This window comes from Spirulina sp. 06S082 (assembly GCF_034932145.1).
Classification (GTDB): Bacteria; Cyanobacteriota; Cyanobacteriia; order Cyanobacteriales; family Spirulinaceae; genus CCY15215.
Window position 1 is genome coordinate 1 of sequence record NZ_JAYGHV010000287.1, and the last position, 26857, is coordinate 26857.

The 26857-nt window shown below is 44.9% G+C and carries 21 protein-coding genes; 11 read left to right on the forward strand and 10 right to left on the reverse strand.

Annotated features, from left to right (window positions below; all coding sequences use genetic code 11):
- Positions 1 to 2249, reverse strand: a 2249-nt coding sequence (locus VB714_RS17680; protein ID WP_323225964.1) for a DUF4347 domain-containing protein, incomplete at its 3' end; no start/stop codon positions are given.
- A 361-nt stretch (positions 2250 to 2610) separates the two neighbouring features.
- Positions 2611 to 3822 (reverse strand): nickel pincer cofactor biosynthesis protein LarC, encoded by a 1212-nt coding sequence (gene larC, locus VB714_RS17685; RefSeq protein WP_323225965.1) that lies wholly within the window; start codon positions 3820 to 3822, stop codon positions 2611 to 2613.
- A 20-nt stretch (positions 3823 to 3842) separates the two neighbouring features.
- Between larC and VB714_RS17690 the strand changes: the two genes are divergently transcribed.
- Both VB714_RS17690 and VB714_RS17695 read left to right on the forward strand, forming a co-directional pair.
- Positions 3843 to 4490: an L-threonylcarbamoyladenylate synthase gene (locus VB714_RS17690; RefSeq protein WP_323225966.1), complete on the forward strand. Its 648-nt coding sequence runs from the start codon at positions 3843 to 3845 to the stop codon at positions 4488 to 4490.
- Between the two features lie 347 nt (positions 4491 to 4837).
- Positions 4838 to 6046: a HetZ-related protein gene (locus VB714_RS17695; RefSeq protein WP_323225967.1), complete on the forward strand. Its 1209-nt coding sequence runs from the start codon at positions 4838 to 4840 to the stop codon at positions 6044 to 6046.
- A 31-nt stretch (positions 6047 to 6077) separates the two neighbouring features.
- Here VB714_RS17695 and VB714_RS17700 read toward each other — a convergent pair whose 3' ends face one another.
- From VB714_RS17700 to VB714_RS17725, 6 genes are all read right to left on the reverse strand, one after another.
- On the reverse strand, positions 6078 to 7217 hold the full coding sequence (locus VB714_RS17700) for a ferrochelatase (protein WP_323225968.1): 1140 nt from the start codon (positions 7215 to 7217) through the stop codon (positions 6078 to 6080).
- A gap of 69 nt (positions 7218 to 7286) precedes the next feature.
- Positions 7287 to 8660, reverse strand: coding sequence for a dihydroorotase (locus tag VB714_RS17705; RefSeq protein WP_323225969.1), 1374 nt, complete (start codon positions 8658 to 8660; stop codon positions 7287 to 7289).
- A gap of 257 nt (positions 8661 to 8917) precedes the next feature.
- Positions 8918 to 9649 carry a hypothetical protein gene (locus tag VB714_RS17710; RefSeq protein WP_323225970.1) on the reverse strand — a complete coding sequence of 244 codons (732 nt, stop codon included), beginning with the start codon at positions 9647 to 9649 and terminating at the stop codon, positions 8918 to 8920.
- Positions 9650 to 9693: 44 nt separating this feature from the next.
- Positions 9694 to 11610, reverse strand: coding sequence for a ribonuclease J (locus VB714_RS17715; RefSeq protein ID WP_323225971.1), 1917 nt, complete (start codon positions 11608 to 11610; stop codon positions 9694 to 9696).
- Positions 11611 to 11644: 34 nt separating this feature from the next.
- A complete protein-coding gene (dapA, locus tag VB714_RS17720) occupies positions 11645 to 12502 on the reverse strand; it encodes a 4-hydroxy-tetrahydrodipicolinate synthase (RefSeq protein WP_416309726.1) in 858 nt (285 codons plus the stop codon).
- Between the two features lie 93 nt (positions 12503 to 12595).
- Positions 12596 to 13642: an aspartate-semialdehyde dehydrogenase gene (locus VB714_RS17725; protein ID WP_323225973.1), complete on the reverse strand. Its 1047-nt coding sequence runs from the start codon at positions 13640 to 13642 to the stop codon at positions 12596 to 12598.
- Between the two features lie 398 nt (positions 13643 to 14040).
- Between VB714_RS17725 and tig the strand changes: the two genes are divergently transcribed.
- From tig to VB714_RS17755, 6 genes are all read left to right on the forward strand, one after another.
- On the forward strand, positions 14041 to 15468 hold the full coding sequence (tig, locus tag VB714_RS17730) for a trigger factor (protein ID WP_323225974.1): 1428 nt from the start codon (positions 14041 to 14043) through the stop codon (positions 15466 to 15468).
- Between the two features lie 233 nt (positions 15469 to 15701).
- Positions 15702 to 16412 carry an ATP-dependent Clp endopeptidase proteolytic subunit ClpP gene (gene clpP / locus VB714_RS17735; protein ID WP_323225975.1) on the forward strand — a complete coding sequence of 237 codons (711 nt, stop codon included), beginning with the start codon at positions 15702 to 15704 and terminating at the stop codon, positions 16410 to 16412.
- 13 nt (positions 16413 to 16425) lie between these two features.
- Positions 16426 to 17781 (forward strand): ATP-dependent protease ATP-binding subunit ClpX, encoded by a 1356-nt coding sequence (gene clpX, locus VB714_RS17740; protein ID WP_323225977.1) that lies wholly within the window; start codon positions 16426 to 16428, stop codon positions 17779 to 17781.
- A complete protein-coding gene (locus VB714_RS17745; protein WP_323225978.1) occupies positions 17782 to 18648 on the forward strand; it encodes an alpha/beta hydrolase in 867 nt (288 codons plus the stop codon).
- A gap of 93 nt (positions 18649 to 18741) precedes the next feature.
- Positions 18742 to 19545, forward strand: coding sequence for a TPM domain-containing protein (locus VB714_RS17750; RefSeq protein WP_323225979.1), 804 nt, complete (start codon positions 18742 to 18744; stop codon positions 19543 to 19545).
- A 282-nt stretch (positions 19546 to 19827) separates the two neighbouring features.
- Complete coding sequence (locus VB714_RS17755) at positions 19828 to 20634, forward strand: phycobilisome rod-core linker polypeptide (RefSeq protein ID WP_323225980.1); 807 nt, start codon at positions 19828 to 19830, stop codon at positions 20632 to 20634.
- Positions 20635 to 20749: 115 nt separating this feature from the next.
- Here the strand turns inward: VB714_RS17755 and VB714_RS17760 are convergent, their stop codons facing one another.
- Positions 20750 to 21490 carry a 16S rRNA (uracil(1498)-N(3))-methyltransferase gene (locus VB714_RS17760; protein WP_323225982.1) on the reverse strand — a complete coding sequence of 247 codons (741 nt, stop codon included), beginning with the start codon at positions 21488 to 21490 and terminating at the stop codon, positions 20750 to 20752.
- Positions 21491 to 21529: 39 nt separating this feature from the next.
- A complete protein-coding gene (locus tag VB714_RS17765) occupies positions 21530 to 24220 on the reverse strand; it encodes a DEAD/DEAH box helicase (protein WP_323225983.1) in 2691 nt (896 codons plus the stop codon).
- Between the two features lie 225 nt (positions 24221 to 24445).
- Between VB714_RS17765 and VB714_RS17770 the strand changes: the two genes are divergently transcribed.
- From VB714_RS17770 to VB714_RS17780, 3 genes are all read left to right on the forward strand, one after another.
- Complete coding sequence (locus tag VB714_RS17770; RefSeq protein ID WP_323225984.1) at positions 24446 to 25240, forward strand: type 1 glutamine amidotransferase; 795 nt, start codon at positions 24446 to 24448, stop codon at positions 25238 to 25240.
- Between the two features lie 61 nt (positions 25241 to 25301).
- Positions 25302 to 25964, forward strand: coding sequence for a hypothetical protein (locus VB714_RS17775; protein WP_323225985.1), 663 nt, complete (start codon positions 25302 to 25304; stop codon positions 25962 to 25964).
- 58 nt (positions 25965 to 26022) lie between these two features.
- A partial coding sequence (locus VB714_RS17780; protein ID WP_323225986.1) for an AAA family ATPase occupies positions 26023 to 26857 on the forward strand: 835 nt, incomplete at its 3' end.

A 26857-nucleotide genomic window follows, 5' to 3' on the forward strand; every position in this document is an offset into this window, starting at 1 on the left:
TTTGTTAATGTGATGTTGCTGCCCGCAAACAAACCACCATTAGCCTGACCAGCACTATTACCACTCACCGTACTGTTTGTTAATGTGATGGTGTTGATCGCATTCAAACCACCGCGAGTCAAACCAGCACTATTACCACTCACCGTACTGTTTGTTAAGGTGATGTTGTTCGCATTTAAACCACCAGTATTGCTAGCACTATTACCACTCACCGTACTGTTTGTTAATGTGATGGTGTCCGCATCCACACCGCCAGCAGTAGCAGCAGAATTACCCGAAACCGTGGAATTATTCAGTGTTACGGCTCCAGCGCTACGAATCCCGCCGCCAGCAGCAGTAGCAGCAGAATTGCCCGAAACCGTGGAATTATTCAGCGTCACGGCTCCAGTGCTATGAATCCCGCCGCCATTTCCTGCGAAACTCCCATTCTGAATGGTTATATTCTGAATCGTCACATTCGCCGCCGACGTATTGAATACCCGCGAATTTCCTCCCCCATCGACGACAATTTTGCTCCCTCCATCCAGGGTTAAATTATTCTGTCCCCAAGTTATCTCTCCATCTGTCCCCGATGCTGTCCCTGCAAGGGTAATCGTCCCACTCACCCCAAAGGTGATCATGTCACCTGCCGCTGCATCGGTTTGAATCCGCTGACGCAAGGAACCCGCACCCGTATTATTCAGATTCGTTACCGTCAGGGTTGCTAGTTTCCCATCCCATCCTGAAAGCGTCTCTGCCTCAAAAGGATTCCCTACTTCTATACTTCCCGTGCTGCTTTCTAAGACCCAATCACCGCCATAGTTGGCACTTCCCGTCGCATTGGTTGAAGCTGCTACATCTGCACCCGTTAAATGCGCTAAATCCCCAATTAAGGCTTGTCCCGCTTCTCCTAATGCCGTAAAACAACTGTAGAGCAAGATATCTGCCCCTTCATCGAGGGATTTTGCCCAAGTTGCCAACTGTCCGGCATAGTTGTTGATATTCTCATTTGTTACCCATGTTTTCCCTAACCAGAAGTTGCCTTCGTTTCCTTCTGCTGTTATTGCTATTCCGTCTAATTCTGTGTCTACTTCTTCGAGTTTCTCGCTTATCGCTGCAATTCCTTCTTCCTCGCGACCAATAATACTCGATATCGTCCCTGCTGCTGCACCATACAGCAAGTCTTCGGCATTATCGGCACGAGAATCAATAACGCTGAGTATATTGGTTCCTCCTGCTTCGGGAAAACGCACGACGGTGGTATCCCCTTGGATTAAACTTGAGTTGGTTGGAGTAACAACTCCTGCTGCCATGAGGTTAATATTTTCGGCAGTTACTTCTCCTGCTATGACTGTATCTCCTTCGTTAATGGCTGTATCGTTTCTGATTAACCGCACTGTGCCATCTGCTTCGATAATCACTTCATTAGCATGACCGATTTCACTGCCTCCGGTAATATAACGGGGGATATCTACTGCTCTGATTCCCATTAGATTTCCGGGTATATTAACGCTTCCTTCGACTGGGGCGGCATCCAGGACTAAGTTCACCACCATGCCTTCGTGAGAGAGTCGCACTTGATTTTTACCTGGAATAGCGGCGAGGGTGATGTTTCCCCCTTCCGTCTCGACAGTTCCTGTTGATATGATTCCCCCTCCTACCATCCAGAGACTTTCTCCTGGTTTGACGGCGAGGTTGGCTTCGTTGACGATCCAACTGGGGTTATTTTGGTCAAATATTAAACTTGTCGGGTTGCCAATTAAGGTGCTGTAGTTGTTGTTTCCGTAGGCATTGAAGTAAGCATCTCCAAAGCCGATTCTCGTGGCGGTTGTGGCTCCAAAACTGCCGGGTACGTCTAAACTTGCCCCTTGGGTGAAGACCCATCCGGAGGGGTTCATGAGGAATAGGTTAGAATTGCCTCCGGTGAGTTGGATTAGTCCTTGAATAATGCTGGGGTTTCCTCCCGTGACTCTTCCGACGATGTTGAGGATGTCGGGGTTGGAGAGGAAGTTGGCGATTTCTTGGGGGTTTAAGCCGAATTCTTGGAAGGAGTGGAATAAGTTGGCTCCGGCTTGAGTGCCGCCGTTAATGTTATAGGTGTTGCCGTTATAATTGATTATCGTTCCAGTGCCGTCGGGGGCTGCGGTGATGGATGTTTGCGCCTGGGCGGTGGGGGGTCTTGCTGCGATTAACCCACTTAGGAGCAGGAGAGATAGGAGTTTTGGCAGTTTGGGGGTTTTCATGATGGGAGACTGGGAAAGTTCCTTCATTGTAACCCCTGAAAATTCAATAGTCAATAGTCTTTTTCTTGTTCTTAAATATTCCTTTACAATTAACACAATTAACTCTTCGGGAGAGAATATTCTTTTTTAGTTGTCGCGATGAGTGTAATTAAAAAACCCTGTATCTCATATCTCACAGATTGACAATTGCTTCACTTTATTTTCCACTGATACCAAATCAGCTTTATTCAGGAGGTTTTCCCTATCTCCTGTAGCGACGTTGCATGCAACGTCGCTACAGGGTTTCTGGCGATCGCGTGAATAGGGTCTGTGGTAACTGGATTTGGTATGAAAGCCAAGTTTGGCGATAAAGATTTTAAACTGGGTTAGTTTCTACGATCGCCTTTTATTAAGCATCTGAAATGATTCCTTTTCTAGCAATATCTAGGGCTAAGTGATGAATTTCCTGCAAAGGTCGATCGCCTTCCCGTGCAACTTTAGCACAGTCTTCATATTCGGGTTGAATATTAATAATTTTATCTCCTTGACGAGCAATTTTCACTCGTATTATCCCGTAAGGAGTCGAAACTGCTTGAATTTCTCGCGCTAAAATGCGACGTTCTTGGAAACTGCGACGAATGCCTAAAGTTGTCGTTTCTCGAAAGAGAATATTCTCTAATAATGCAACCTGGGAAGGGTTACAAATGACCGTTAAAAGAATACCCATGCGAAACTTTTTCATGGCGATCGCCTGGGTAAACACATCCAAAGCCCCAGCCTGTAATAATTGTTCGCAAGTATAAGCAATACCTTGGGGATTCATATCATCGATCTGCGTTTCCAAAACCGCGATCGCCTCCAGATTAGCAACAGATTGAACCTCCCCCAACCAAATACGCAGAATATTAGGAATAGATAAATCCTTCGTCCCCGCACCCAACCCCACCCGAGACAATTGTAAGGGAGGAAAAGAGCCAAAACCAGTCACTAAAGTAACAGCTAATGCAGCCCCCGTCGGCGTAACCAACTCCATCGCAATACCATTATCATAAATTGGAACTTGTCCCATCTCCCATAACTTTAAAACCGCCGGCACAGGAACAGGTAAAATACCGTGAGCAGCCTTAATAGTACCTCCACCCGTGGGAAGTGCCGAACAATGTAGTTCGTCTATCCCCAACCAATCCAACCCCAAACAAGTCCCCACAATGTCTACAATGGCATCAGTAGCGCCAACTTCGTGAAAATGAACTTTTTCCGGTGCAATACCGTGAACCGCACCCTCAGCCTCCGCCAGGTTTTGAAAAACCTGTAAACTCCACTCTCGAACCCGTTTGGGTAGATTTGCGCCCTTAATTAAATGCTCAATTTCGGGAAGATGTCGGGCAGGAAAATGATGATGATGTTCCCCTTGCTCCGATAATAGATCGATGTGTGCCTTAATTGCCCGTTGTCCCCGACGTTGTACAGTTTCAACTCGTAGATCGAACTCAGCCCCGAGTCCCAACTTTGCCAACTGCGCGATCGCGTATTCTAGGGGCATCCCTAAATCAAATAACGCCCCCAGAAACATATCTCCGGCAATTCCCGTGGGACAATCTAAATAGGCAATTTTGGCCATGTTTGTATCGATCCTTAAAAATGGCTACTTTATACGATCTTCATCCGGATAACCCACAAAAACGACGAATAGAGACAATAGCAAGCGCCCTACATGATGGTGCAGTGATGCTTTACCCCACCGATACCGTCTATGCGATCGGTTGCGATCTCAACGCAAAATCCGCCGTCAAGCGAGTCCGACAAATCAAACAACTCTCTAATGATAAACCCCTTACCTTCCTTTGTTCCTCCCTTTCAAATATTGCTCGTTATGCCCTGGTTGAAGATCGAGCTTACCGCATTATGAAGCATTTGATTCCGGGACCGTACACTTTTCTACTCCCCGCAACCAAATTAGTTCCCCGCATCGTCATGAACCCCAAACGCAAGACGATCGGCATTCGAGTTCCCAATGATGTTATCTGTCATACTCTCTTAGAGACCTTGGAAAATCCGATTATTTCTACTTCGGCACATATTCCCGACGAAGACGGGGAATTTCCCACCATCGGAATTGAGCGATCGCGGCTTTTCGATGCCCTCGATCCTTTTGTAGATATTATCATCGATCGCGGTTCAGAATTGGGCTACCAAGTTTCTACCATTCTTGATTTTACTACCGAGAAACCTTTTATCCTGCGGAAGGGTCTGGAATGGGAAGTTGCTGAAGAATGGATCGATGTTTAATATGGATCGGTTCCTTCTACACAAGCAGCGATCGCCATTCCAGACGCAAGGCCGCATTTTCCCAACTGTCTGTTAAACCCGACTATAACTCAAAGGTAATTCGGTATTTTCAGAGAAAAGGAGAAATGCTCAAAGCTACAACTCAAAAGGATTTTAGAGATTTTCTCCCCCTTCTGTCATTTCTGGAGATTTCGGAGAAATGCGTAAACTTGGGGTTGTGACACAGAGAATCCTTGAACACCGAGTTGTAGTGCGTAGATTCAAAGTGTAAGCAACAAGGTAAAACACGCAAATAAAGCGTCATCCTTACCGCCTACACTTTTCTAATTTTTCGACGGGGCATTACCATGAACGCTAACACCTGCAATCTCATCAATCCTTCTTCTGTTGAAACCGCTACCCATCCGGAACAAAATTCATCTTCTCCTTTCTTTTTAGAAGAAGTTATTTTAAATGAACTCAAAACCCACATTGGCAGAATGCCGCGATCGGCACAGGCCTTGGCAAATCGCATCTCTACGGAAGTCCAACGGGTATGCGACAAAAGTACCCGCATTCAAAAGTCCGGTCAAATTCGCAGCCATCAACTCTATTTGGCACACCATCGCCTCAATAAGTGCTTAGACTACTACAAAGCCGGTTCCTCAAGGGGTCGGGTAGACCTCCACAGCACTCTCAGCACCATCGTTTATCGCCATATTGCCCCTGCTAAGGCACAATTAGGCTTTTCCGGTCGTTATAACTTAATTGAAGACTTTCTGCAAGATTTCTATGCAGAGTCTTTGAAAGCCTTTCGCCGGGAAAATGAAGTGGTGGAAAACTATCAGCCTCGCACTCAATTAGAATTGGCTGAATATATGTCCTTTACGGAACAATATGCCAAGCGTCGCATTTCTCTTCCTAATGGTTATTCCCAGCAATTGATTATTCTCAGGGCGCAAACTTTTGCCCGTCGTCAACCCAAAGAAACGGCGGTTGATATCGAACAAGCAACGGAGTTTTCTAAAGGGGAAGATGCGGAAAAAATGCAGCGATCGGCAGTAGTTCAACAAGTGCGATCGCAGATGGTTTCCAATAATCCAGATCCTTTAGAAAGAATCAAGCGCGATCGGGTGATTGCTTCTTTATTAGAGTACCTCAAAAATCAAGGACGCGAAGATTGTGCCGATTATTTGACACTAAAGATGCAAGATTTACCCGCATCAGAAATTGATGAAATCATGGGTTTATCTTCGCGAGAACGGGATTACCTGCAACAGCGATTCAAGTATCATGTAGAAAAGTTTGCGCGTATCTCTCATTGGGAACTCGTTCATCAATGGCTGGGTGCAGATTTAGAGCAACGTTTGGGCATGACAGAAACCCAATGGGATGAGTTTATCGGCAAACTCTCTCCTCAACAACTGCAAATTTTAGAACTACGACGAGAGGAAAAAAGCGATGAGGATATTCTACAAATCTTGAATTTGACTCCTAAGAAGTTACAAAAACGCTGGACAGAATTGTTAGAAATTGCCGCACAGGTCAGAAATAATGACAAAAATGATGACAAATAAAACAGTAAGGTGGGCAATGCCCACCCTACATTTAATGATGGTGATGTCCGTCGTGAGAATGAGTATGATGATGAGAACCTGTTGCTAATTGAGGATTAACAATCACTGCTTCTGCTGATAACAAAGCCTCAATTTGAGGATTCGCCCAATTAGCCGCCATTTTCAGAAATTCAGGGCGATCGTTAACACAAGGCATTCGCACATAGACAGTTTTTTGATTGTATTTGTTGAGACTTTCGATAATATGTTCGACATCCAAAATGGTTTCATGATTTTCCGTCACAAACCCAATTGGCATCATTACCATTGCAGTCGCACCCAAGTCAATTAAATTTTTAGCCGCGAGTTCAACATGGGGTTGAGTCCAATCAATTAAAGGGGTATCGTGGTTCAACCAACCGACAGAAATCAAAGGATATTTATAGATGAGTTTTTCGCGAACTTTGTCGTATAATGCTTCACTTTCCATAATTCCAGAGGTGAACCCTTTGGCTTTATGAGGACAGCCGTGATTCATTAAAACAATGCCAATTTGAGAGGGTAAATGAGCAGAAATCAAATCTTTTTGAATGCTCTCTTCAACCATGTGTGCTAAGAAATCGATATATTCTTCGCGATCGTAAAAAGAAGGAATATAGCGCGTTCCCTGTAACCAATAGTCTCCTTTATCTTTTAGCTGAGTTAGTGCTTTATTGACTTGTTCGACAGCAATTCCACTGGTAAAAATAGAATCGACAACGAGAAGAGGATAAATCAATAACTTATCAAATCCTTCTGCTTTAACTTCCGCTAAAACTTGTTCGGGAAGATAAGGGGCGCAAAAATTAAAGGCTTTGAAAACTTTAATGCGATCGCCCCAAGTTTTTTGTAATTCTTGTTCGATTCCCGATCGCTGTTCTTCAAAAATCTTGTTATGGGGAGAAATAAAATTACCATGTTGATGTCCCCACTCATGCAAATCGAACATGGCTAAGAGTTTAGCCAAAGGTGGATAAATCCAAGTCGGGACAGGAGCAAATTTTGCAGTTAACAGATTGAGTGCTTGTTCGTTATAGTTGGCAAAGTCTTCATAACTTTCAACTTCTCCATATCCCATTAATAAAACCGCGACGCGACTCTCTTTCTGAGTTTCTGAGGATATGTCTTGAATTCGGTCTGAGGTAGCAACCACGTCATCACTCCTATAATTGATCAAAAGTTAATACAGAAGGTTTGAACCCTGCGATCGCTAATATAACACTCATCCTAGAAAATGGGGGTAGGGGGGATTATAATCCTTCCTACGACGGGGTAGGGGTTTGGTCTCCAAACCCCTCATAATCAAATCTAGAGAATCTCCTTTCCAAATCGATACAACTTTTCCTTTTATCTCTTCATCCCACCAAGAAGTATTTGCACTCTGAGAAAATAAGGTTTCTCTATTTGCAATCCATGTTTTTTGTGGATCGAATAATGTCAACTCTGCTACCTCTCCCACAGCACAAGATAAAGGGGTTTGACCCAAACACATTTGTGGTGCAACGGTTAGGGCTTTATACAATTGTAACCCCGTCCAATTGCCTTTAATAACCAGATTCTCCCATAACAAAGGTAAGGCCAACTCCAAGCCGATCGCCCCCGAAGGTGCTTCTGCAAAAGATACGGTTTTTTCCTCGTAAGTGTAAGGAGAATGATCGATCGCGATCGCATCGATAACCCCTGCTTTTACCCCATCTGCCAAAGCAACGCGATCGCCAGGATTGCCCAAAGGTGGATCGAGGCGTAAACTGGGATCGTAATCTCCCACTGCTTCCGTATCCAACAGTAAATGCAGCCAAGTCGTACTTGCGGTTACGGGAAGCCCTCGCTGTTTTGCCTCCGCAATTAACTCCACCCCTCGTGCTGTAGAAACGCGCATAATATGCACGGGGGTTCTCACAATTGCTACTATTTCCAATAATGCTGCTAATGCTGCCGTTTCTGAGAACACCGGATCTCCAGATAAACCCGCTTGAATCGAGAATGAACCTTCTCGCATTGCCCCATTATCGCGCAATTGCGGGCTGGTAGGAGCGATCGCCATCGGTCGTCCCAAAGGTCCCCCATATTCCAGCAAACGACGTAAAACCCCCCAATGGGCGATCGCCTTCCCATCGCTAAACCCCACAACTCCCGCATCGGCTAATTCTGCTAACTCCACCATCTTTTCTCCTGCCAGATTTTGCGTGAGGGCTCCCCAAAACCGAAAGTGAGGAGCATAACTAGGGATTTTTTGCTGTAAAAAAGTGAGTCCCGCCGCATTATCTAGGGGTGGGACGGTGTTGGGAAGGAGATTTAAGCGAGTAAAACCGCCTGCGAGGGCGGCTTTTGAGAGAGAAGTGAGGGTTTCTCGTTCTTCATGTCCAGGATCGTTATTAGCACTGTAAAGATCCGTTAAACCTGGACTTAGAATTAAATTTTCACCGTTTTTTAAGGTTGTTTCTGGTGGAATATCGGCGATCTGTGCCTCTATTGCTGCAATTTTTCCGTCCTTCAACCAAACATCAGCAACGCGATCGCAATTGGCGATCGGATCTAATACCCTGACTTGTTGCAGTAGCAGATTGGTCCCATCTCCCTCAATTGATTCCGACATTTTCCCGATGTTTGATGTTAGCCGGGATCGATTGTACACGGCTTTGTCACAACTGACCAATCAAGGCGATCGCACTGAAATCGGGTGCATCTCAAAAATGTAAATCGACATTAGCCTTGGAAGCGATCGCATTTAAAACCAAATTAATTAAATTTTAATGCCCAATGCGCTTCAATAAATTCCGACCCAAAAATTCCGAGAAGGGGTTTGGGATTTGGCAAAATTGAGATGCACCCCTGAAATCGCTTTATAAAAATTTATAAAAATGACGAGTTAGGAAAAATGCTTCGATCTTGCTCAAAAAACTTTTTATGAACAATTTCTTTGAACATCTCAAAATCTGTCGGCCAAGTCTCAATGCGCTTTTGTAAATAAAGTGCTTTTTTCTCTTGATATTTGGGGGCGATCGCATAATTAAACCCCCCAGAAAATAATAAAGCGGAAATTGCTTCTCCTTCTGGTTGTTGCAGTTTCACTTCATTAATGGCAATGGTCAGAGGACAGCGTTTCAGTTGATAGCTTAAACTTAAAGATGCTTTCAAAGGGGCTTGTCCCATAGTTTGCCATCCTCCAGGGACAAGCAGGCGGTCAACAATGAACCGTCGCGCACTATCTTGGTCTTGGGTTTCCAGAAAACCGATGAGGATTTTGGGATTGATATTCACCCCTTGATAGTCCGCATGGGGCAATTTTGCCACATAACGACAAGCCGCTAAGGGAGCCTGTAATTCTTCGATCTTGCGATCGCCCATTGCTTCCAAAAAAGTAATATTGCGCGGTTGTGCCAGTACATTTACCCCATTGGTAAAAGACAGTTGCGCCATCGACGCATTGAGAACTGGCTGTCTCATCAGTTCCCAATCCGTAGCAATAATGCCGCTAAATTTGAGAAAATCCAAATTCAGCATTTGGGGGTTGAGATCGATCGCCGCGATCGCAATCCCAACCTCCTGCATTTCAATCGTTCGACCAAAAGAATTTGTATTCACCAATAACTATCAACCAATAACTATCAACTATCAACTATTAACTATCAACTAGCAACAGAAGCCGCAGAACGCCGCCGCCGTCGGGAAATTGTCCGAGTGGGCGAAGTGGTTGTTTCTGCTTGTTTTTCTGTTTCTGCTTGTTTTTCTGTTTCTGTTGTGTCTGCTTTCGGCGCAATCTTTTCCGGTTTAGGCAGAATCTTTTCGACGGATTTTTTCAGGGTTGGCGGTTTGGGGGCAGGAGCCACGGGTATTTCAATATGAGCAACCGGTTCGGGAGTCTGTAACAAGAACACCACCAAAGGACGACAGCGCAGTTCTCGCCGCGCTAACCGCTCTAAATGCCCTTCAATTTCCGTTTTTAAGCCAATCCAATCAATATCTGTTTTGCCTTCTTCAATCCTTCGCACAAACTCTTGACCTCGTTCGCTGAGGGTCTGTTCGATATTGCGGATGACCAAATGTTGCAACAGCAATTGCTCGATGTTTGCCGCGACTCCCCGTAGATGCACCTCTGGAGGGGCGATCAGTTTCAGTTCGCGATCGACGGCGGCGGCGACGGTGAGCACGCCATCTTCAGCCAATTGCTGGCGTTCTTTCATCACTTCGTCGTGAACAATGCCGGAACTATCCACTAATTTAATGCCGGAAGGCACTTGACCGCCAATTGCAATACTATCTGGGGTCAGTTCGACAATATCCCCATTATTGATAATGACAATATTTTCTTCAGGGATGCCCATGCTATGCCCTAATTTTGCGTGTTGCACCAGCATTCGGTGTTGACCGTGGACGGGGACAAAAAATTTCGGTTTGGTCAAGGCCAGCATTAGTTTGTGGTCTTCTTGAGAGCCGTGGCCGGAGACGTGAATGCCCTGGTGACGACCGTAAATGACTTTTGCCCCGCGCATCATCAGGCGATCGATGGTATCGGCGACTCCTAGGGTATTCCCTGGAATGGGGTTGGCGGAGAAAACGACGGTATCTCCTTTTTTAATGCGAACTTGACGGTGGGAATCATGGGAAATGCGCGTTAAGGCGGCGAGGGTCTCTCCTTGGGATCCGGTGGTCAAAATGAGGAGTTTGTCATCGGGCAAAGTCGATAATGCCCTTAAGGGCAAGAAAAGATCGTCGGGACACTTAATATAGCCAAGTTCTCGGGCGTGGGCGATCACATTCAACATCGATCGCCCAACAATAATGACTTTGCGATCGTGTTTTTGCGCCAATTGCAAAATGATATTAACCCGATGTACGGAGGAGGCAAAAGTAGTGATGAATAATCGTCCTGGGGTTTGGGCGACAATGCGATCCAAGTGGGGATAAACGGCTTGTTCCGAGGGGGTATGACCGGGGGTTTCGGCGTTGGTGGAATCGCTCAAAAGGCAGAGTACGCCTTTTTCTCCATGTTCTGCTAGTTTTTGCAGGTCGAAATGTTCGCCGTCTACGGGGGTGAAGTCAATTTTAAAATCCCCAGTATGAATAATTACTCCTAAAGGCGTATGAATGGCGACGGTAAAACTATCCGCCATAGAGTGGGTATTGCGAATATATTCCACTAGGAAATGTTTGCCGATGCGAACCATGTCTCGGGGTAAAACCTTGTGTAAGGTGGTGCGATCGCTAACACCCGCTTCGCTTAATTTGTCCCGCAATAAGGTCATGGCCAAGCGCGGTCCGTAAATGTCGGGAATATCAAATTGCTTGAGATGATAAGCAATGCCGCCAATATGATCTTCGTGGCCGTGGGTGACAATCATACCTTTAATTTTCTGGCGGTTCTCCTGCACGTAGGTCATATCCGGCAAGATAATATTAATTCCGTGCATTCCATCTGTGGGAAATCCCAATCCTGCATCCAGCAGAATCATTTCATCTTCGTATTCAAAAATGCAGGTATTTTTGCCAATTTCATGCAATCCTCCGAGAGGAATAATTTTCAGTTTTGCTTGTTTATTAGTCATGTTGTATTTGTTGTTGTTTTGTTGGTTTGCTGTTTTATAAAAGCCCTAATTCTTCTAATACTGCCTTCAATTTAGTTTCTACTTCAGCAGGAATTTCGCACAATGGCAGACGTACTCCCCCCACATCCCAACCCTGTAAATTTAATGCTGTTTTGATGGGGATAGGATTTGTGCTATAGAACAAGGCTTTAAAAAGGGGAAATAATTTCAAATGGATGGCGGTTGCAACTTGGAGTTCGCCATTTTCGCAGGCGGCGATCGCGTCTTGCAGGGCATTTCCGACAAGATGACTGGCAACGCTAACTACACCATTTCCTCCGACGGCTAACAGGGGAAGCGTTAAGGAATCATCTCCAGAATAGATGGCAAAATTGTTAGGGGTTGAAGCTCGGATTTGACTGGCTGCATCGAGACTGCCACTGGCTTCTTTTATCCCGATAATATTATCAATTTTTGCCAGTTCAATCACGGTTTCCGGTTCTAAATTACATCCGGTACGACTGGGAATATTATAGAGCATGAGGGGCAGATCGGCACAAGCCTCGGCGATCGCTTTAAAGTGTTGGTACAATCCGGCTTGGGGGGGGTTATTGTAGTAGGGAACGACTTGTAATGTTCCATCTACCCCCAATTTTGCGGCTTTTTGGGTTGCTACGATCGCGTCTTGGGTTGAATTTGAACCCGTGCCTGCTAAGACTTTGCCGCCGCGATCGGCGATCGCCATTTTAACTTCTTGAAAGAGTTGATATTCCTCTTCTCTGGTTAAGGTCGGAGATTCTCCTGTCGTTCCGCAAAGTAAAATCGTATCAGAACCATTTTCAACCAAATAAGATGCCAGTTTCTGTGCGGTTTCATAATTGATACTACCATCTGTTTTAAATGGCGTAATCATTGCCGTAACCACTCGACCAAAGCCTATCTCTACCACACTGCTTATTACTCCTTAAGTTTGTGATTTTAAGTTTGTGATTTATTGATTATCGGTTTACACGGAAACAGCTATTCTTTGAGGCTTTAAACAATTCTTTTCGACCAATAATTCGGCAATTTGGATGGCGTTTAAGGCTGCTCCTTTCCGAATTTGATCGCCACTCAACCATAATTCTAAACAATTTGGATGAGAAATATCTTGGCGAATGCGTCCCACGAAAACATCATCTTGTCCCGATGCTTCTATGGGCATGGGAAAATAATTTTTTTGCCAATCTTCGACTAAACGAACCCCTGGTGTAGCTGACAAAATTTCTCTGGCTTTTTGGACGGGAAAGGGCGCATTAAATTCTAAATTAATCGCTTCTGAATGGGCGCGGAGAACGGGGACGCGGATGCAAGTTGCGCTTACCCTTAATTGAGGGGCATTGAAGATCTTGCGGGTTTCGTTCACCATTTTCATTTCCTCCTGACAATACCCATTTTCGCCTAAAGGGGAATTATGAGGAAAAAGATTAAACGCGAGAGGATAAGGGAGAATTTCAGCTTGGGGTTCTTTCCCCTCTAAAATTGCCCGAGATTGGATTTTAACCTCTTCCATTGCCCTTGCTCCCGCACCGCTTGCAGACTGATAAGTGGCCACAATAATGCGATCGATCGGTTGGATGCGGTGCAGGGGATACACCGCCATGCCCATGAGAATCGTCGTACAGTTAGGGTTGGCAATAATTCCTTGATGTTGGCTTGCCGCTTCTGGGTTAATTTCTGGGACGATGAGGGGAACATCGGGATCCATACGAAAAGCACTAGAATTGTCAATCGTGACAGCCCCTGCTTTAACCGCTACCTCTGCCCATTTTTTTGAGGTTGAGCCTCCCGCCGAAGCTAAAACTAAGTCTATACCTTGGAAAGATTTCTCTTCAACGGGTTCAACCGTTAAACTTTCTCCGCCAAAGGAAATTTTCCTTCCTGCCGATCGCGGGGATGCCAACAACTTGAGGGACGCAACGGGAAATTGGCGTTCTTGTAGGAGTGCGATTAATTCCGTTCCTACGGCTCCTGTCGCCCCCAAAATTGCTACGCGAACTTTTTTCTCAGACAATGTATTGATGCCTCCATTTTTCTAAAAATAAGTCAATCCAGTTCTCAAACCGAACTTTAGTTTGAAAATTATCCTGAAAACCATAGGTTGGTTACTTTCTATAAAGTATTGATTTTGCAAAAAATATCAGCTTTTTTAGGTATTTTCCAGCGTTCAAGACGTTTTTAGCATATTTTGACCTCCATTGTAGCATCAAAAAAGTTTTTGCTGGATTATCTTTCTCGATCGCCCGACGCGGTTTCCCTCAAAAAATCTCTGCATCGAGACTGATAACTTTTTTCAGTAAATATAACAAATATTGAGATTGCGTCAAGACTAGACCCAAATATATTATTATCGTATAGGTTAGCCAGAGAAAGCAACTAAGATAGATAACTTGTTCAGAAAGCGAGCGCTCGATGAAAATTATTGCCAAGTCCAAACGTCCCGCCAGTCAGATTGCCCTAGAACTCGAAATTCCCCCCGAAACGTCCAAACAGGCTTACGAACAGGTCGTCCGCGATCTCTCTCGCAAAGTAAAAATACCGGGATTTCGTCCGGGGAAAGTCCCGCGTCAAATCTTAGTTCAGCGTTTGGGATCGAAAAATATCAAGGCCGAAGCCCTAGAGAAAATCGTGCAAGAGAGCGTCCAAAGCGCGATCGACCAAGAATCCATCGCAGTTTTAGGAAACTATCAGATCGAACCCACTTTTGAAGAACTGGTGGGTAACTACAAACCCGGCGATGCTTTAACCTTTTTAGCGTCAATGGATGTCCCCCCAGAAGTCAAGCTGGGGGATTATCAAGCCCTAGAGGTTAAAGCCGAAGAGGTCAAATACGAACCCAGCCAACTTGATGAATTCTTAGACCAACAGCGATCGCGCTTGGCCACCCTCGTCCCGATCGAAGATCGCCCTGCAAAAATGGGAGATACAGTAGTCGTTGACTATGCCGGACGCTTGAGCGCCAATGAAGAAGGAGAAGAAGAAGCCATTTCGGGAGCCGAGGCGAAGGATTTTCAACTCGAGTTGGAGTCTGGGAAATTTATCGAAGATTTGATCGCCGGAATTGGGGGAATGGAGATTGGGGAAACTAAAGAAATTCCCGTGAAATTCCCTGAAGACTACGCCCGAGAAGACTTAGCCGGTCAAGAAGCCATCTTTAATGTCACCTTACATGAAATTAAAGAAAAAGAACTGCCGGAACTCGATGATGAACTCGCAGAAGAAATTAGCGACTTTGAAACCTTAGCTGAACTTCGAGAGCATTTAGAATCTCAATATCAAGAAAAAGCGGAAAACGAAACTAAGGGCAATATTGAAACAGCCCTTACCAAAGCTCTCGTGGCAATTGCCGAAGTCGATCTTCCAGAAACCCTCGTCAGTCAAGAAAGTGAAACTTTGGTCAAGCAGAGTTTGATGGAAATGGAACGCTACGGTTTGGATGTCAACCAGTTTTTCACTTCCGATCGCCTACCGCAATTAAAAGAAGCAGCGCGACCCGAGGCCATGGAAAATCTTAAATCTTCCTTGTCTTTAGCAGAAGTAGCCAAACTAGAAAAATTAGAGGTTGATAAGGAAGAACTAGAAAAACGAGTGGCAGAATTGGTAGAACAATTAAGCGATCGCCAACTAGACATGGATCGCGTGCGAGAATTCGTCACCGACGATCTGCGTCAAGAAGTTGCCCTCGACTGGTTGCGAGAAAAAGCGACTGTTGAACTCGTCCCAGAAGGGACCCTCAAAGCCGAGGAAGAGGAAGCAGAAGCCCCAGAACCAGACTCAGAGACAGAAGTAGAACCCGCTATCGAAGTTGAGGCAGAAACAGTCCCCGACGAAAGCGAATAAAGCAGAAATTCCGGACAGGATGTAAAGTTCTGTCCGGAATTTCTTTTAAAAAAGCGATAACCCTTACCCTATCGGCATTTCCCACAACAAATAATGAACAAATAACCCATAACTTTTACCCAATTGCACGACAGACTTGAAAGACTTGCGGCATAATAGTCACAATAAGACAAACGGAAAACCAAGCCTAAAACTTTGTACCCTTATATTAAATTCAAAACTAAACGGACGTAATGATTGAATCGCGATCGCCAGATCTTTCACCCTACAGTTCTCAAACCCATTCCTATTCCTCCACCCATAACTCGGCAGACTCCCCCGAAGCCGTGATCCCAATGGTTGTGGAACAATCAGGAATGGGCGAACGCGCCTTTGATATTTACTCCAGATTATTACGAGAACGGATCGTTTTCTTAGGCAGTCAAGTCAATGATACCGTTGCCGACTCTGTTGTTGCCCAATTGCTCTTTTTAGATGCAGAAGACCCAGAAAAAGATATTCAACTCTACATTAATTCTCCTGGGGGTTCGGTTTATGCGGGCATGGCAATTTATGACACCATGCAGCAAATTCGCCCGGATGTGGCAACGATTTGCTACGGTTTAGCCGCCAGCATGGGAGCATTTCTCTTGTCTGGGGGCAAAAAAGGCAAACGCATGGCCTTACCGAGTTCCCGAGTTATGATTCACCAACCCCTCGGAGGAGCCCAAGGCCAGGCGATCGATATTGAAATTCAAGCGAGAGAAATTCTCTACATCAAAGAACAACTGAACGAACTCCTTGCCAGTCATACCGGGCAACCCCTCGATAAAATTGCTGCCGATACCGAACGTGACTTCTTTATGTCCTCTCGCGAGGCTCGAGACTATGGATTAATCGATCGCGTCATCACTAAACCCGGACTGTCCCTAGTTGAAATTCCTGCTACCGCCCTAACTTATTAAATACGAGGTCAATATGCCTAAATATGACTCCCATTTAAAATGCTCTTTCTGTGGTAAATCCCAAGCACAAGTCCGAAAGCTAATCGCAGGGCCAGGGGTATACATTTGCGATGAATGCGTCGAACTCTGTAACGAAATTTTAGATGAGGAGTTAATCGATTCATCGAGTCCCGCCCCACAACCGGTTTCCCGTCCGGAAGAGCATCCCCAAAAACAGCGCCGCACTCCCGCAGAGCGAATTAGTTTCAATCAAATCCCCAAACCGACGGAAATCAAGAAATATCTTGACGAACACGTGATCGGCCAAGATGAAGCCAAAAAAGTGCTTTCTGTGGCAGTTTATAACCATTACAAGCGCCTCAGTTTTGTCCAAGCGAAAAACAATAATGCCGGTAAGGAAGGGGTAGAAGAGACAGTAGAACTGCAAAAATCTAATATTCTCCTGATTGGTCCGACGGGTTCAGGGAAAACTCTGCTGGCTCAAACTCTGGCTAAAATTTTAGATGTTCCTTTTGCTGTAGCTGATGCGACAACCCTGACGGAAGCCGGTTATGTGGGGGAAGATGTGGAAAATATTCTGCTGCGTCTCTTACAAGTGGCGGATCTGGATGTCGAGGAGGCACAGAGAGGCATTATCTATATTGACGAAATCGACAAAATTGCCCGTAAAAGCGAAAATCCTTCCATTACCCGCGATGTCTCTGGGGAAGGGGTACAGCAAGCCCTTTTGAAGATGCTGGAAGGGACAATTTCCAATGTTCCTCCCCAAGGCGGACGCAAGCACCCCTATCAAGATTGTATTCAAATCGATACCAGCAATATTCTCTTTATTTGCGGTGGGGCATTTGTCGGGCTGGATAAGGTGATTGAGCGTCGAACTGGGAAAAAATCGATGGGCTTTATTCAGCCAGGAGAAGCTAAACCTTCTAAGGAACAGCGCACGGCGGATGTCCTACAATCCTTGGAACCGGAGGATTTAGTCAAGTTTGGTTTAATTCCTGAATTTATCGGTCGGATGCCTGTAGCAGCAGTGCTACATCCCTTGGATGAAGAAGCCTTGATGGAAATTCTCACTCAGCCTCGCAATGCGTTAGTGAAGCAATATCAAAAGCTATTGTGGATGGACAACGTACAGTTAGAGTTTCGCGCCGAGGCTGTGCGGGCGATCGCCAAAGAAGCCTATCGACGCAAAACTGGAGCCAGGGCGCTGCGAGGGATTATTGAGGAACTCATGCTTGAGGTAATGTACGAGTTACCGTCTCGCAAGGATTTGCGCCGTTGTGCGATTACAAAGGAAATGGTGGAAAAACGTTCTACCGCCGAACTTTTAGTTCATCCTTCTACGCTCTTGAAGCCAGAATCAGCATAAATGAAAGCGGAAGGAGAAAAAATTAATGTTCGAGGAGTCGAACATTATTATCAATGGGTACGCAAAAACAGGGAAGGGTTGTCAAAACCCGTTCTCGTGTTTATGCACGGTTGGGGAGGTTCGGCAAAATATTGGCAGGATGTGGCGAACATTCTTTGCGAATATTTTGATTGTTTGCTCTATGATTTTCGCGGATTTGGGCGTTCTACTTTATCCAGTTCTACTTTAGCGGGGCGATCGCCATCTTTAGGTTACGAACTGGAAGAATATGCAGAAGATTTAGTTATTTTGTTGGCTCAATTAGGCGTTGAGAAATTCACCCTCATGGCTCATTCTTTTGGTGCCTCCATCGCCACATTATTTGCCTGTCGCTATCCCCAACGCATTGAAAAACTGATTCTGACTTGTAGCGGTATTTTTACTTACAACAAAATTACCTTTCCTGCTTTTCATGTGGCTGGGACTCTCGTGGTTAAGCTCAGATATCAGTGGTTTATGAGCGTGCCTTTTGCTGGGCGCTTATTTATGATTCGCTTTTTACATCGTCCTTTAAGCGATCGCCTCAATCGGATGTTTTTAGAAGATTATTTACAAGCCGATCGCGAAACAGCGACAGAAACCATTAAAACCGCCGTCAGCAAAAAAGCCGCCACAGAAATGCCCCAAGCCTTCGCCAGTTTACAGATGCCAACATTGTTGATTGCCGGAGGAAAAGACCAAATCATTCCACCTAAATTAGGGAAAAGTGCGGCGGCACTGAATCCCAAAATTGAGTATCGAGAAATTCCCAAAACGGGTCATTTTCCCATGTTGGAAGATCCGGCAACCTATCTGAGGCAAGTTCGACAATTTCTAGAGATTGATTAGAGATTGGTTAGAAATTAATTAAAAATTGTAAAGAATCACAATATTTCTTATAATTTGTTTACCTATAACAAACACAGTTAATTAATATTGCCAATGCACAATTCCTTAATCAAGCGTCTGTTTATCTCCTTCGTAGCTTGTTTTGCCGCCTTTTCAGTTTGGTTCGTTGCGCCCAATGCCAGTGCGGTAAATAATCCCGAACTTCTTCCCGATAGTCAAACTCCCATTGTCGATTTAGCCAATCTTATACCCTCGCTTCAAGAAGAAACCTTAAAGGATAGCTTTAACCAATTTGAACAAGAGACTGGGTGGAAACTACGCATCCTCACGCAAAACGATCGCTCTCCCGGTCGTGCGGTTAAAAAGTATTGGGGACTTGATGAGCGCAGCATACTCCTCGTAGCCGACCCGCGAGGGGGCAATCTGTTAGCTTTCAGTGTTGGCGATGACGTTTATGAGTTTTTGCCGCGAACCTTTTGGGTTGAGTTACAAACACGATTCGGCAATCTCTACTATATTCGCGACAATGGGGAAACGAGTTCCATTGTCAATACCATGGAAACTGTTGCGACCTGTTTACAAAAAGGTGGCTGCGGTGTTGTCCCTGGATTGCCGAGGGAACAATGGATTTTTACCCTCATTACTTCTCTCCTCGGCGGTCTGATCTGCGGTTTTGCTGCTATTCCTCGCAAAGAGGGGCAAGTTTTTGCTTGGCAGTGGGCTTTGATTTTCTCGCCTTTGTGGGGAATCTTGTTTTTAGCCTTCGGCATTGGACCTGTGGTTACTCGAACTTCAGACTGGTTGCCTTTATTTCGTAATGTCATCGGTTTTGCTTTAGGTGTTACTGTGGCCTATCTCTCTCCAATGCTCAACTCATCAACGATGTCTGAAACCTAATGCAGGAAAATGAAGGATGAAGGATGAATTTTTATCCTTCTCCTCTTATCCCATCTTTTTGTAAAGAAAAGTAAAAATATTTTTACTTTTTGTTAAAATCAGTAGATTTAATAGTGATTTAGTGCATTAAGTTGTAGCTTTTCTTGCCTTTCTGAAACTCTTGTCCTAGCGCTCAAATAATTTGGTAAGAATTGATAAGATTATTAGAGCGAAAGACCCCAACTCCATTATTATTGAGATTAAGCTTTGTAAAAATTCGATTAAGATTACGGAGGTTTTAACTTGGCTATTCCTCTAATTAACTATGCTCCAAAGTCCCAAAACGGACGAGTTGAAGGTTATGATGTGGCGGGTGATGAGAAGCCCAAAATTTTCTCTTCAGAAAACGTCCTATCTCCTGGAGATATGGGGGATCTGATTGAAGCGGCTTATCGCCAGATTTTTTTCCATGCGTTTAAGTGCGATCGCCAAACTTTTTTAGAATCCCAGCTTCGTTGCGGTCAAATCACCGTGCGAGAATTCATTCGGGGTTTGTTGCTTTCCGATACCTATCGGCGGAGTTTTTATGACCTCAACAGCAACTATCGCTTTGTGGAACAGACCGTCCAGAGGGTTTTAGGCCGGGATGTTTACAGCGAACGCGAGAAAATTGCTTGGTCGATTTTAGTTGCGACTAAAGGTCCTCAAGGATTCATCGATGAATTGCTCGATAGCGATGAATACGTTGAAAATTTTGGTGATGATACCGTTCCCTATCAGCGTCGGCGAATTCTGGCCGGACGGGAGACGGGAGAAATACCCTTTAATATTCAATCTCCTCGCTATGGTGCCTACTATCGTTCGATTCTAGGTTTCCCTCAAATCGTTTGGCAAACCACGGTACGGAGCTATACTCCGCAGGATCGGAAGCCCAAAGCTGGCGATCCCGCACTTTACATGAATCTTGCTCGCGGCCTCAGCAATGCGAAAGGAGTCGCTTCGGCTCGGGTTGCTACTGCAAGTATCAATATGGGTTCTGTTCCCTATCGCAAGTTTAACGGTCCGATCGGCCCTACTCCTAGCGCCCCTCGCGAAACCGCTAACGTCTAAATTGCGTTTGTTTGCTTATAACGGGTTAATACTCGGTGACTAAAATTGGGGAAGTTATTAATTGGCAAAATTATTTTGGCGATCGCCAAGGTTATTCTGTGGATTGATGACTTCCCTAAATTTTTTGGGATTCAGAAAGATGAGATTCTTGAGTGAAAGAAGCAACCAAAGAAGCCGACGCGATCGCCGAGGTAATTGCTCTGAGAATGCGCTTCCCCAAGGAAACCGGAATATAGCCTCTTGTATTTGCTTCCTCTATTTCTTGAGCCGTCCAGCCCCCTTCGGGACCGGTTAAGAGTGCAATTTCTCTTCTCTTTCCCTCTTGCAAACAGGATAATAAGGAAGCATTTTCCCCTCGCGCGACGCAAATATATTTTTCCGAACAGTGTACGGTTTGTAAAGATATCTGAAAAGATTGAGGCTCGAGAATTGTTGGCACGATCGCCCGTTCCGACTGTTCTGCGGCTTCTGTGGCGATTCTGCGCCATCGTGCCAACTTTTGCATACTCGGACGCAACAGGACGCGATCGCTAATAACAGGAACAAATGTGCTGACTCCTAACTCGGTACAACACCGAACAATTTCCTCAAATCCATTCCCTTTCGGTAATGCCACCATTAGGGTCAATTCTAGCGGTAATTCGCTTTGTAGGGATAACGGTTCGATCGCGATCGCGCCTTCATTTTCCAAAGCTGCGATCCAGGCTTTGCCTCGACCATCCATAGCAATAAAGCGATCGCCATTTCCCAATCGCAATACCCGTAGTAAATAGTGTTTTTGTTCTGAGGTAAGAACAATCAGATTGTCTTGTTGCTGTTGCGGGGCGATCGTTAATCGTTGGAGTTGAGAGGACATTTTGGTTGAGTAACGAGTCACAATAGTTTCAAGAGGGTTTTAAACCGTCATTTCTTCCACGGGGAAACGTCTCATGGAATGTAGTGCCTGTTTCGCATTGCGTTTTAATTCTTCAGATAATCCAGGAACATGAGGGATTTGTGAGAGAATATCCATTGTTCGCCGCAATATCCTCACTAAATCTCCTTCATCTAAATTAGTTTGGGCGCACATTTCATCCCACTCGACTCCTAATGTCCATTGTTCGACAATGCCAATCAAGTCTAATATCTCTTCTTCTAACCAAACGGGCAAGCTCACTTTATGATGATATTGACATTTAATTAATTCTTTCCGCAAAGGAGAAAGTTGCTTGAGAGCAATTAAACTTTCTTGGGGAGGCAGATAAGCTGTTCCCGTATCCGGGCGAGGGGATTCGGAGATTAGCGCATAAGCTGCCGCCGCTAAATCTTGGGGACGTAATCGATCCAACTGACCAGACATCATTGCTAAACCCAACCATAACTCATTATCTCCGCGAATTGCCGCCGCCGCCTTGCCCAGCTCCGTCGGTTCATATCCATCTAGTGCTTGAAATTCTCGTAGGACTTTGACTAAATTCATAAACTCCCGCCAGTGGTGAGTTTGATAGTCCTTATATTTTTCTTGCCGATCGCGCAGTTGCGATCGCAATTCCAAACGATATTTATTGCGTTTGAGCAGTTTTCCAGGTTTTCCCCACTGCATGAGGGGATGATTTTGGAGTTGTTCGCCGACGGCTTCGAGTCGCTGGCGCTGTTCGTAAACTTCTGGGGTTTCTAGGGCGGCGATCGCATTATTGGGAATGCAGCGAGCAACTTCCGCACTAATTGCATCTCCTTTAAAAGATTGTCCTAATTTAATCGTCAAAGTATCGGGAGGAACTAATGTATCGATAAGAGAAAGAGATAAAGAAGCTGGATCGATGGTAATAATATCGGCAGTGGCTACCACATACCAACGATTATCCTCTCCCAAACAGACGAAATAAGGGGCTTGACCGCTTCCGGGGGTTTGGGCAAAGACGATGGCGGCAATGGGGGTCGCGACTTTAATATGCTTGCCCTTTAGATAGACCACTCGCCCACTCGATATATCGTTCAGGGCGCGGGCAATTTCTTTATGATGGCTGTATTCTGCTTGTTCTTGCAGGGTTTTCAATAAGCGCCGTTCTTCTCGCTGGTGTTGTTTGAGTTTCTCGTAATGGGCGAATTGCTTGTCATTAATCGGGGCAAGTTCAATATCCAGTCTGGCTAATTCCGTGGTTAGAGAGGCGATCGCCTCTTTTTCTGGTTCGAGGGCGAGGGTGGCAATATATTGAGCAAAACTGCGTTCGAGAAGTTCTTTCACTTCTTCAATCCGATGAGTTTGCAGTAAATTCAACACCATACCATAAGTAGGAGTAAACTGACTCACTAGAGGGTCTGGAGGTTTCAACGCCAAAGTTGCAGCATCTTTGGGTCCCTCAAAGCGCGTTTGTATCGTAACCACGTAGCCCTTTTCGTCCATACCCCGCCGTCCTGCCCGTCCTGCCATTTGCAGGAATTCAGAAGCCGTCAGGAGACGATGACCGCGATCGCTGCGTTTGGAAATGGCGGAAATCACTGTAGTGCGGGCGGGCATATTAATTCCGGCGGCCAGAGTTTCCGTAGCAAACACGACTTTAATTAACCCGGCTTGAAACAATTCTTCCACAAACCCTTTCCAAGCGGGCAGAATTCCCGCATGATGGGCAGCAATACCGCGATGCAAGGGTTCCACCTGTCCGCTACGGGCGGCACTGGGATTCCAAGCCAAAAACTCCTCAATACGTTGTTTTAACTCCCTCGCCTCCCCTGGATTAACAAGATTGAATCCAGGCAATTGTTCTGCGGCATTATCGCATCCCCGACGGCTAAAAATAAAGTAGATCGCCGGTAACATATCTTTCTGTTCCAGTTGCTTCACCACTTGGATAATGGGAGGGCAATCTTCTTTTCTCAAGCGCTGTTTGGGGTTGCGCCGTCCTTGGGGTAATAAGCGACGATTGACGGCATCTTGTTTCTCATTTAAGAGAGGAAAAAGACCTTTGATGGTACTAAAATTAAATTCAAGAGGGATAGGGCGAAAAGTGGAGTGAATGAGGACGGTTTCGCCATGAACCTGCGCGATCCAATCGGTGAGTTGGTCGGCATTGGCAACTGTAGCAGAGAGGGCGGCTATTTGTACTTGGGGCGGACAGTAAATAATCGATTCTTCCCAGACAGTCCCGCGTTGACTATCATTCATATAGTGACATTCATCGAGAATTACAGCTTCTACATCCTTGAGGGAAGTTCCCACTTGTCCGATGTGAGTCCCGTAAAGCATATTCCGGAAAATCTCTGTGGTCATCACTACCACCGTTGCTTCTCGGTTGTAGGAAGCATCCCCGGTGAGTAGCCCGACATTATCTTCGCCGAATTGTTGGCGAAAATCGCGGAATTTTTGATTGGATAGGGCTTTGAGAGGGGTTGTATAAAAGACTCGTTTACCTCGACTCAGGGCGCGATAAATGGCATATTCTCCAATGAGGGTTTTTCCCGATCCCGTGGGAACGCAGACGACAACGGATTTGCCCGAGTCGAGGGCGGCGATCGCCTGCTGTTGAAAGCGATCGAGTTTAAAGGGAAAGAGTTTTTCTAACTCGAGGGAGGGTTTTGAAGTAGAAATTTTACTAACTGGCTCGTTCATATAAATTGGGAAATTTCCCGTTTCCTCTATTCTAAAGCCTTAATGGGAATGGCGATCGCAGATTCCTCCAAAAAATCATTAATTATTATAAGCAAATTAACATTAACTGAAGTTCTCGTACTTCCCCTGAAAAGTTAATTTTAGCTTCACTCCATAATTGCCGATCGCTCCTTAAAGTCTTAAGATTGCAAAGAAATCCCGCAAACTTTCAAGAAAAGATTGGCAATGGAGTTAAAAATCGGCTGGTTGTATCCCAAACTAATGAGTACCTATGGCGATCGCGGTAACGTGATTTGCTTGCAACAGCGCTGTCAGTGGCGAGGTATTGATGCGGCGATCGTTCCCCTCGATCGCCAAAGCGAGGCCAGTCAATTCGATCTCGTTGATATTATTGTCGGCGGTGGGGCGCAAGATCGCCAGCAAGAAATTGTTATGCGGGACTTACAAGGGGCAAAGGCAGAGAAATTTCGCGGCAAAATTGACGCAGGCACCCCAGGAGTATTTACCTGCGGTTCCCCGCAACTTTTGGGCAAATATTACGAACCTGCCCTCGGGCAACGCATCGACGGGTTGGGGGTTTTCGATCTCGTTACCAAGCATCCTGGGATTGATGCACCCCGTTGTATTGGCAACGTAGTGCTAGAGATTACAGCTTCTCCTCTTGCGGAAGAGTTGCGGGAAATGTTGGGGGCAACTCCCATCGCTATTGGCTTTGAAAACCACGGAGGGCGAACTTATTTGGGCAATGTTTCCCCTTTGGGCAAGGTGATTAAAGGTTATGGCAATAACGGCGAAGATGGTTGGGAAGGGGCATTTTACGGCAATGCGATCGCCACCTATTCCCACGGTCCCTTGTTGCCGAAAAATTCCTTTATTGCCGACTGGCTAATTCAAACCGCCTTGCGTCACAAGTATCAGGAGGAAATTGCTTTAAGCAAACTTGACGACTCTCTTGCCTTGCAAGCAAGAAAGGCAATGTTTGAACGTCTCGATTGTGCCAGTCTGGTCAATACCCTTTAAACTGATTGATAGGGGAGCAACTTTTGCCCTCCGTTGCCGATCTAGAATTGCACCAAAGATCATGACCGGACAAGTTTTGGAAAAAAGTGCCGCAAGTGTATTAGTTTTAATCTTGCCATTTGCCCTCATTGTTGTTTTTGTTTATTCGGCTTGGCCGTTATTAGTTGCCGCAACAATATTGGGCATTATTTGGCAAACTTGGCAATCTTACCATTGGAAACAATGGAGTCAGCAAGTGACTCCTTTTTTCAATCAACTGTTAGAAGAAAAGCAAGGGTGTCTTACGCCGATTGACTTATCGGTGAAAGCAAATTTAAAATTAGAAGCCGCCCAACGTTTTTTAGAACGCAAGGCCAGCGAATATGGGGCGCAGCGCCAGAATTATGATGCAGGCAATACTGTCTATTATTTTTTAACAGCAAATGCTTTGGGAAACATTTTTTCAGAAAGCGAACCCGATCGCCATGCTGAAGCTATGAGTATTGAGGAAGTTGCCCAATTTAAAAATTATCTCAAACCAGATGCAGGCGATCGCGCCAAAGTTGCCTTAATTCAAGCTGAATTAGCCAAACGACTCGATGTTCATTCTGGGACAATTAGCAAACGCAAAGCCGATCCAAGTTTTACGGAATGGAGTAAAAGCAAAGATCCTGAAGGAATTGCTTGGGAATATTCTCGCAAACGACGGCTTTTTCTCCCCCTTCAACCCGATCTGGCAAATTGATTTTTGCGTTTTTGTGATGGGCAATTACCTCATTAATGTGTATTTTTCGCGGTTTTATATGACTCCAAAATTCAAGGATTTGCAAATTCAAGGATTTCGCGGTTTTCAAGACATCGAATTGTCCAATTTGGGACAAGTAAACTTGATTGTTGGTACAAATAACTCGGGTAAAACTAGCTTATTAGAGGCAATCTCAATTTTCTGTAATCCTCTAAATCCTTTTCGCTGGCTTGAGGTATCCAAACGTAGATTCTTTTTCAATAGCATATCTTCTTTACGACCAAATATTGAGTCTATAAAATGGATTTTTTATAAACAAGAAAAACGAGAAAATCTAGAAACAGAGAATCATTTTGGGGCGATGACAATACAGGCTGATGGAGATATGCCCATAAAAAAATTAGAGGTAGAAATTTTAGAACTTTATGGTAGTGCAGCAGTTCACAGCAATGAAGATACTGAAAGTTATCGAGAAGGATTAGAATTAGAAATAAAAGTACAAGAAAGATATCCTCTTTTTAATATTAATACCGATGAACTTGAATTTTATAACAGTGAAAAGTTTCAATTTTGGGAAGATGAACGTTTTGTTTACAGAAAACGCCGTGATGCTTTAATCAATAATGTAACGATATCTCCATCTTATTCTTATTCCGAAACAGTTCGTTTTACCGAATCGATAATAAAAAATGAAAATAGTAAAAACGAAATATTAAATTTAATTCGTCTTTTCGATCCTTGTATTAAAGATATAATGATTCTCTCTCCTAAAAAATCTAGTAGCATTCTTTATCTCGATCATGAAAAATTAGGACGGATTCCTCTAGATGTGTTTGGAGATGGTATTAAACGAACCTTGGCGATTGCTTTGGCTTTACAGGCTGCTACAAATG

What these genes read in the sequence shown, in the direction of transcription:
- larC (WP_323225965.1), bottom strand. Translation starts at nt 3,822, where the DNA reads ATGGCCAAAATTGCCTATTTAGATTGTCCCACGGGAATTGCCGGAGAT.
- VB714_RS17690 (WP_323225966.1), top strand. Translation starts at nt 3,843, where the DNA reads ATGGCTACTTTATACGATCTTCATCCGGATAACCCACAAAAACGACGA.
- VB714_RS17695 (WP_323225967.1), top strand. Translation starts at nt 4,838, where the DNA reads ATGAACGCTAACACCTGCAATCTCATCAATCCTTCTTCTGTTGAAACC.
- VB714_RS17705 (WP_323225969.1), bottom strand. Translation starts at nt 8,660, where the DNA reads ATGTCGGAATCAATTGAGGGAGATGGGACCAATCTGCTACTGCAACAA.
- VB714_RS17715 (WP_323225971.1), bottom strand. Translation starts at nt 11,610, where the DNA reads ATGACTAATAAACAAGCAAAACTGAAAATTATTCCTCTCGGAGGATTG.
- dapA (WP_416309726.1), bottom strand. Translation starts at nt 12,502, where the DNA reads ATGATTACGCCATTTAAAACAGATGGTAGTATCAATTATGAAACCGCA.
- tig (WP_323225974.1), top strand. Translation starts at nt 14,041, where the DNA reads ATGAAAATTATTGCCAAGTCCAAACGTCCCGCCAGTCAGATTGCCCTA.
- clpP (WP_323225975.1), top strand. Translation starts at nt 15,702, where the DNA reads ATGATTGAATCGCGATCGCCAGATCTTTCACCCTACAGTTCTCAAACC.
- clpX (WP_323225977.1), top strand. Translation starts at nt 16,426, where the DNA reads ATGCCTAAATATGACTCCCATTTAAAATGCTCTTTCTGTGGTAAATCC.
- VB714_RS17745 (WP_323225978.1), top strand. Translation starts at nt 17,782, where the DNA reads ATGAAAGCGGAAGGAGAAAAAATTAATGTTCGAGGAGTCGAACATTAT.
- VB714_RS17750 (WP_323225979.1), top strand. Translation starts at nt 18,742, where the DNA reads ATGCACAATTCCTTAATCAAGCGTCTGTTTATCTCCTTCGTAGCTTGT.
- VB714_RS17760 (WP_323225982.1), bottom strand. Translation starts at nt 21,490, where the DNA reads ATGTCCTCTCAACTCCAACGATTAACGATCGCCCCGCAACAGCAACAA.
- VB714_RS17765 (WP_323225983.1), bottom strand. Translation starts at nt 24,220, where the DNA reads ATGAACGAGCCAGTTAGTAAAATTTCTACTTCAAAACCCTCCCTCGAG.
- VB714_RS17770 (WP_323225984.1), top strand. Translation starts at nt 24,446, where the DNA reads ATGGAGTTAAAAATCGGCTGGTTGTATCCCAAACTAATGAGTACCTAT.
- VB714_RS17775 (WP_323225985.1), top strand. Translation starts at nt 25,302, where the DNA reads ATGACCGGACAAGTTTTGGAAAAAAGTGCCGCAAGTGTATTAGTTTTA.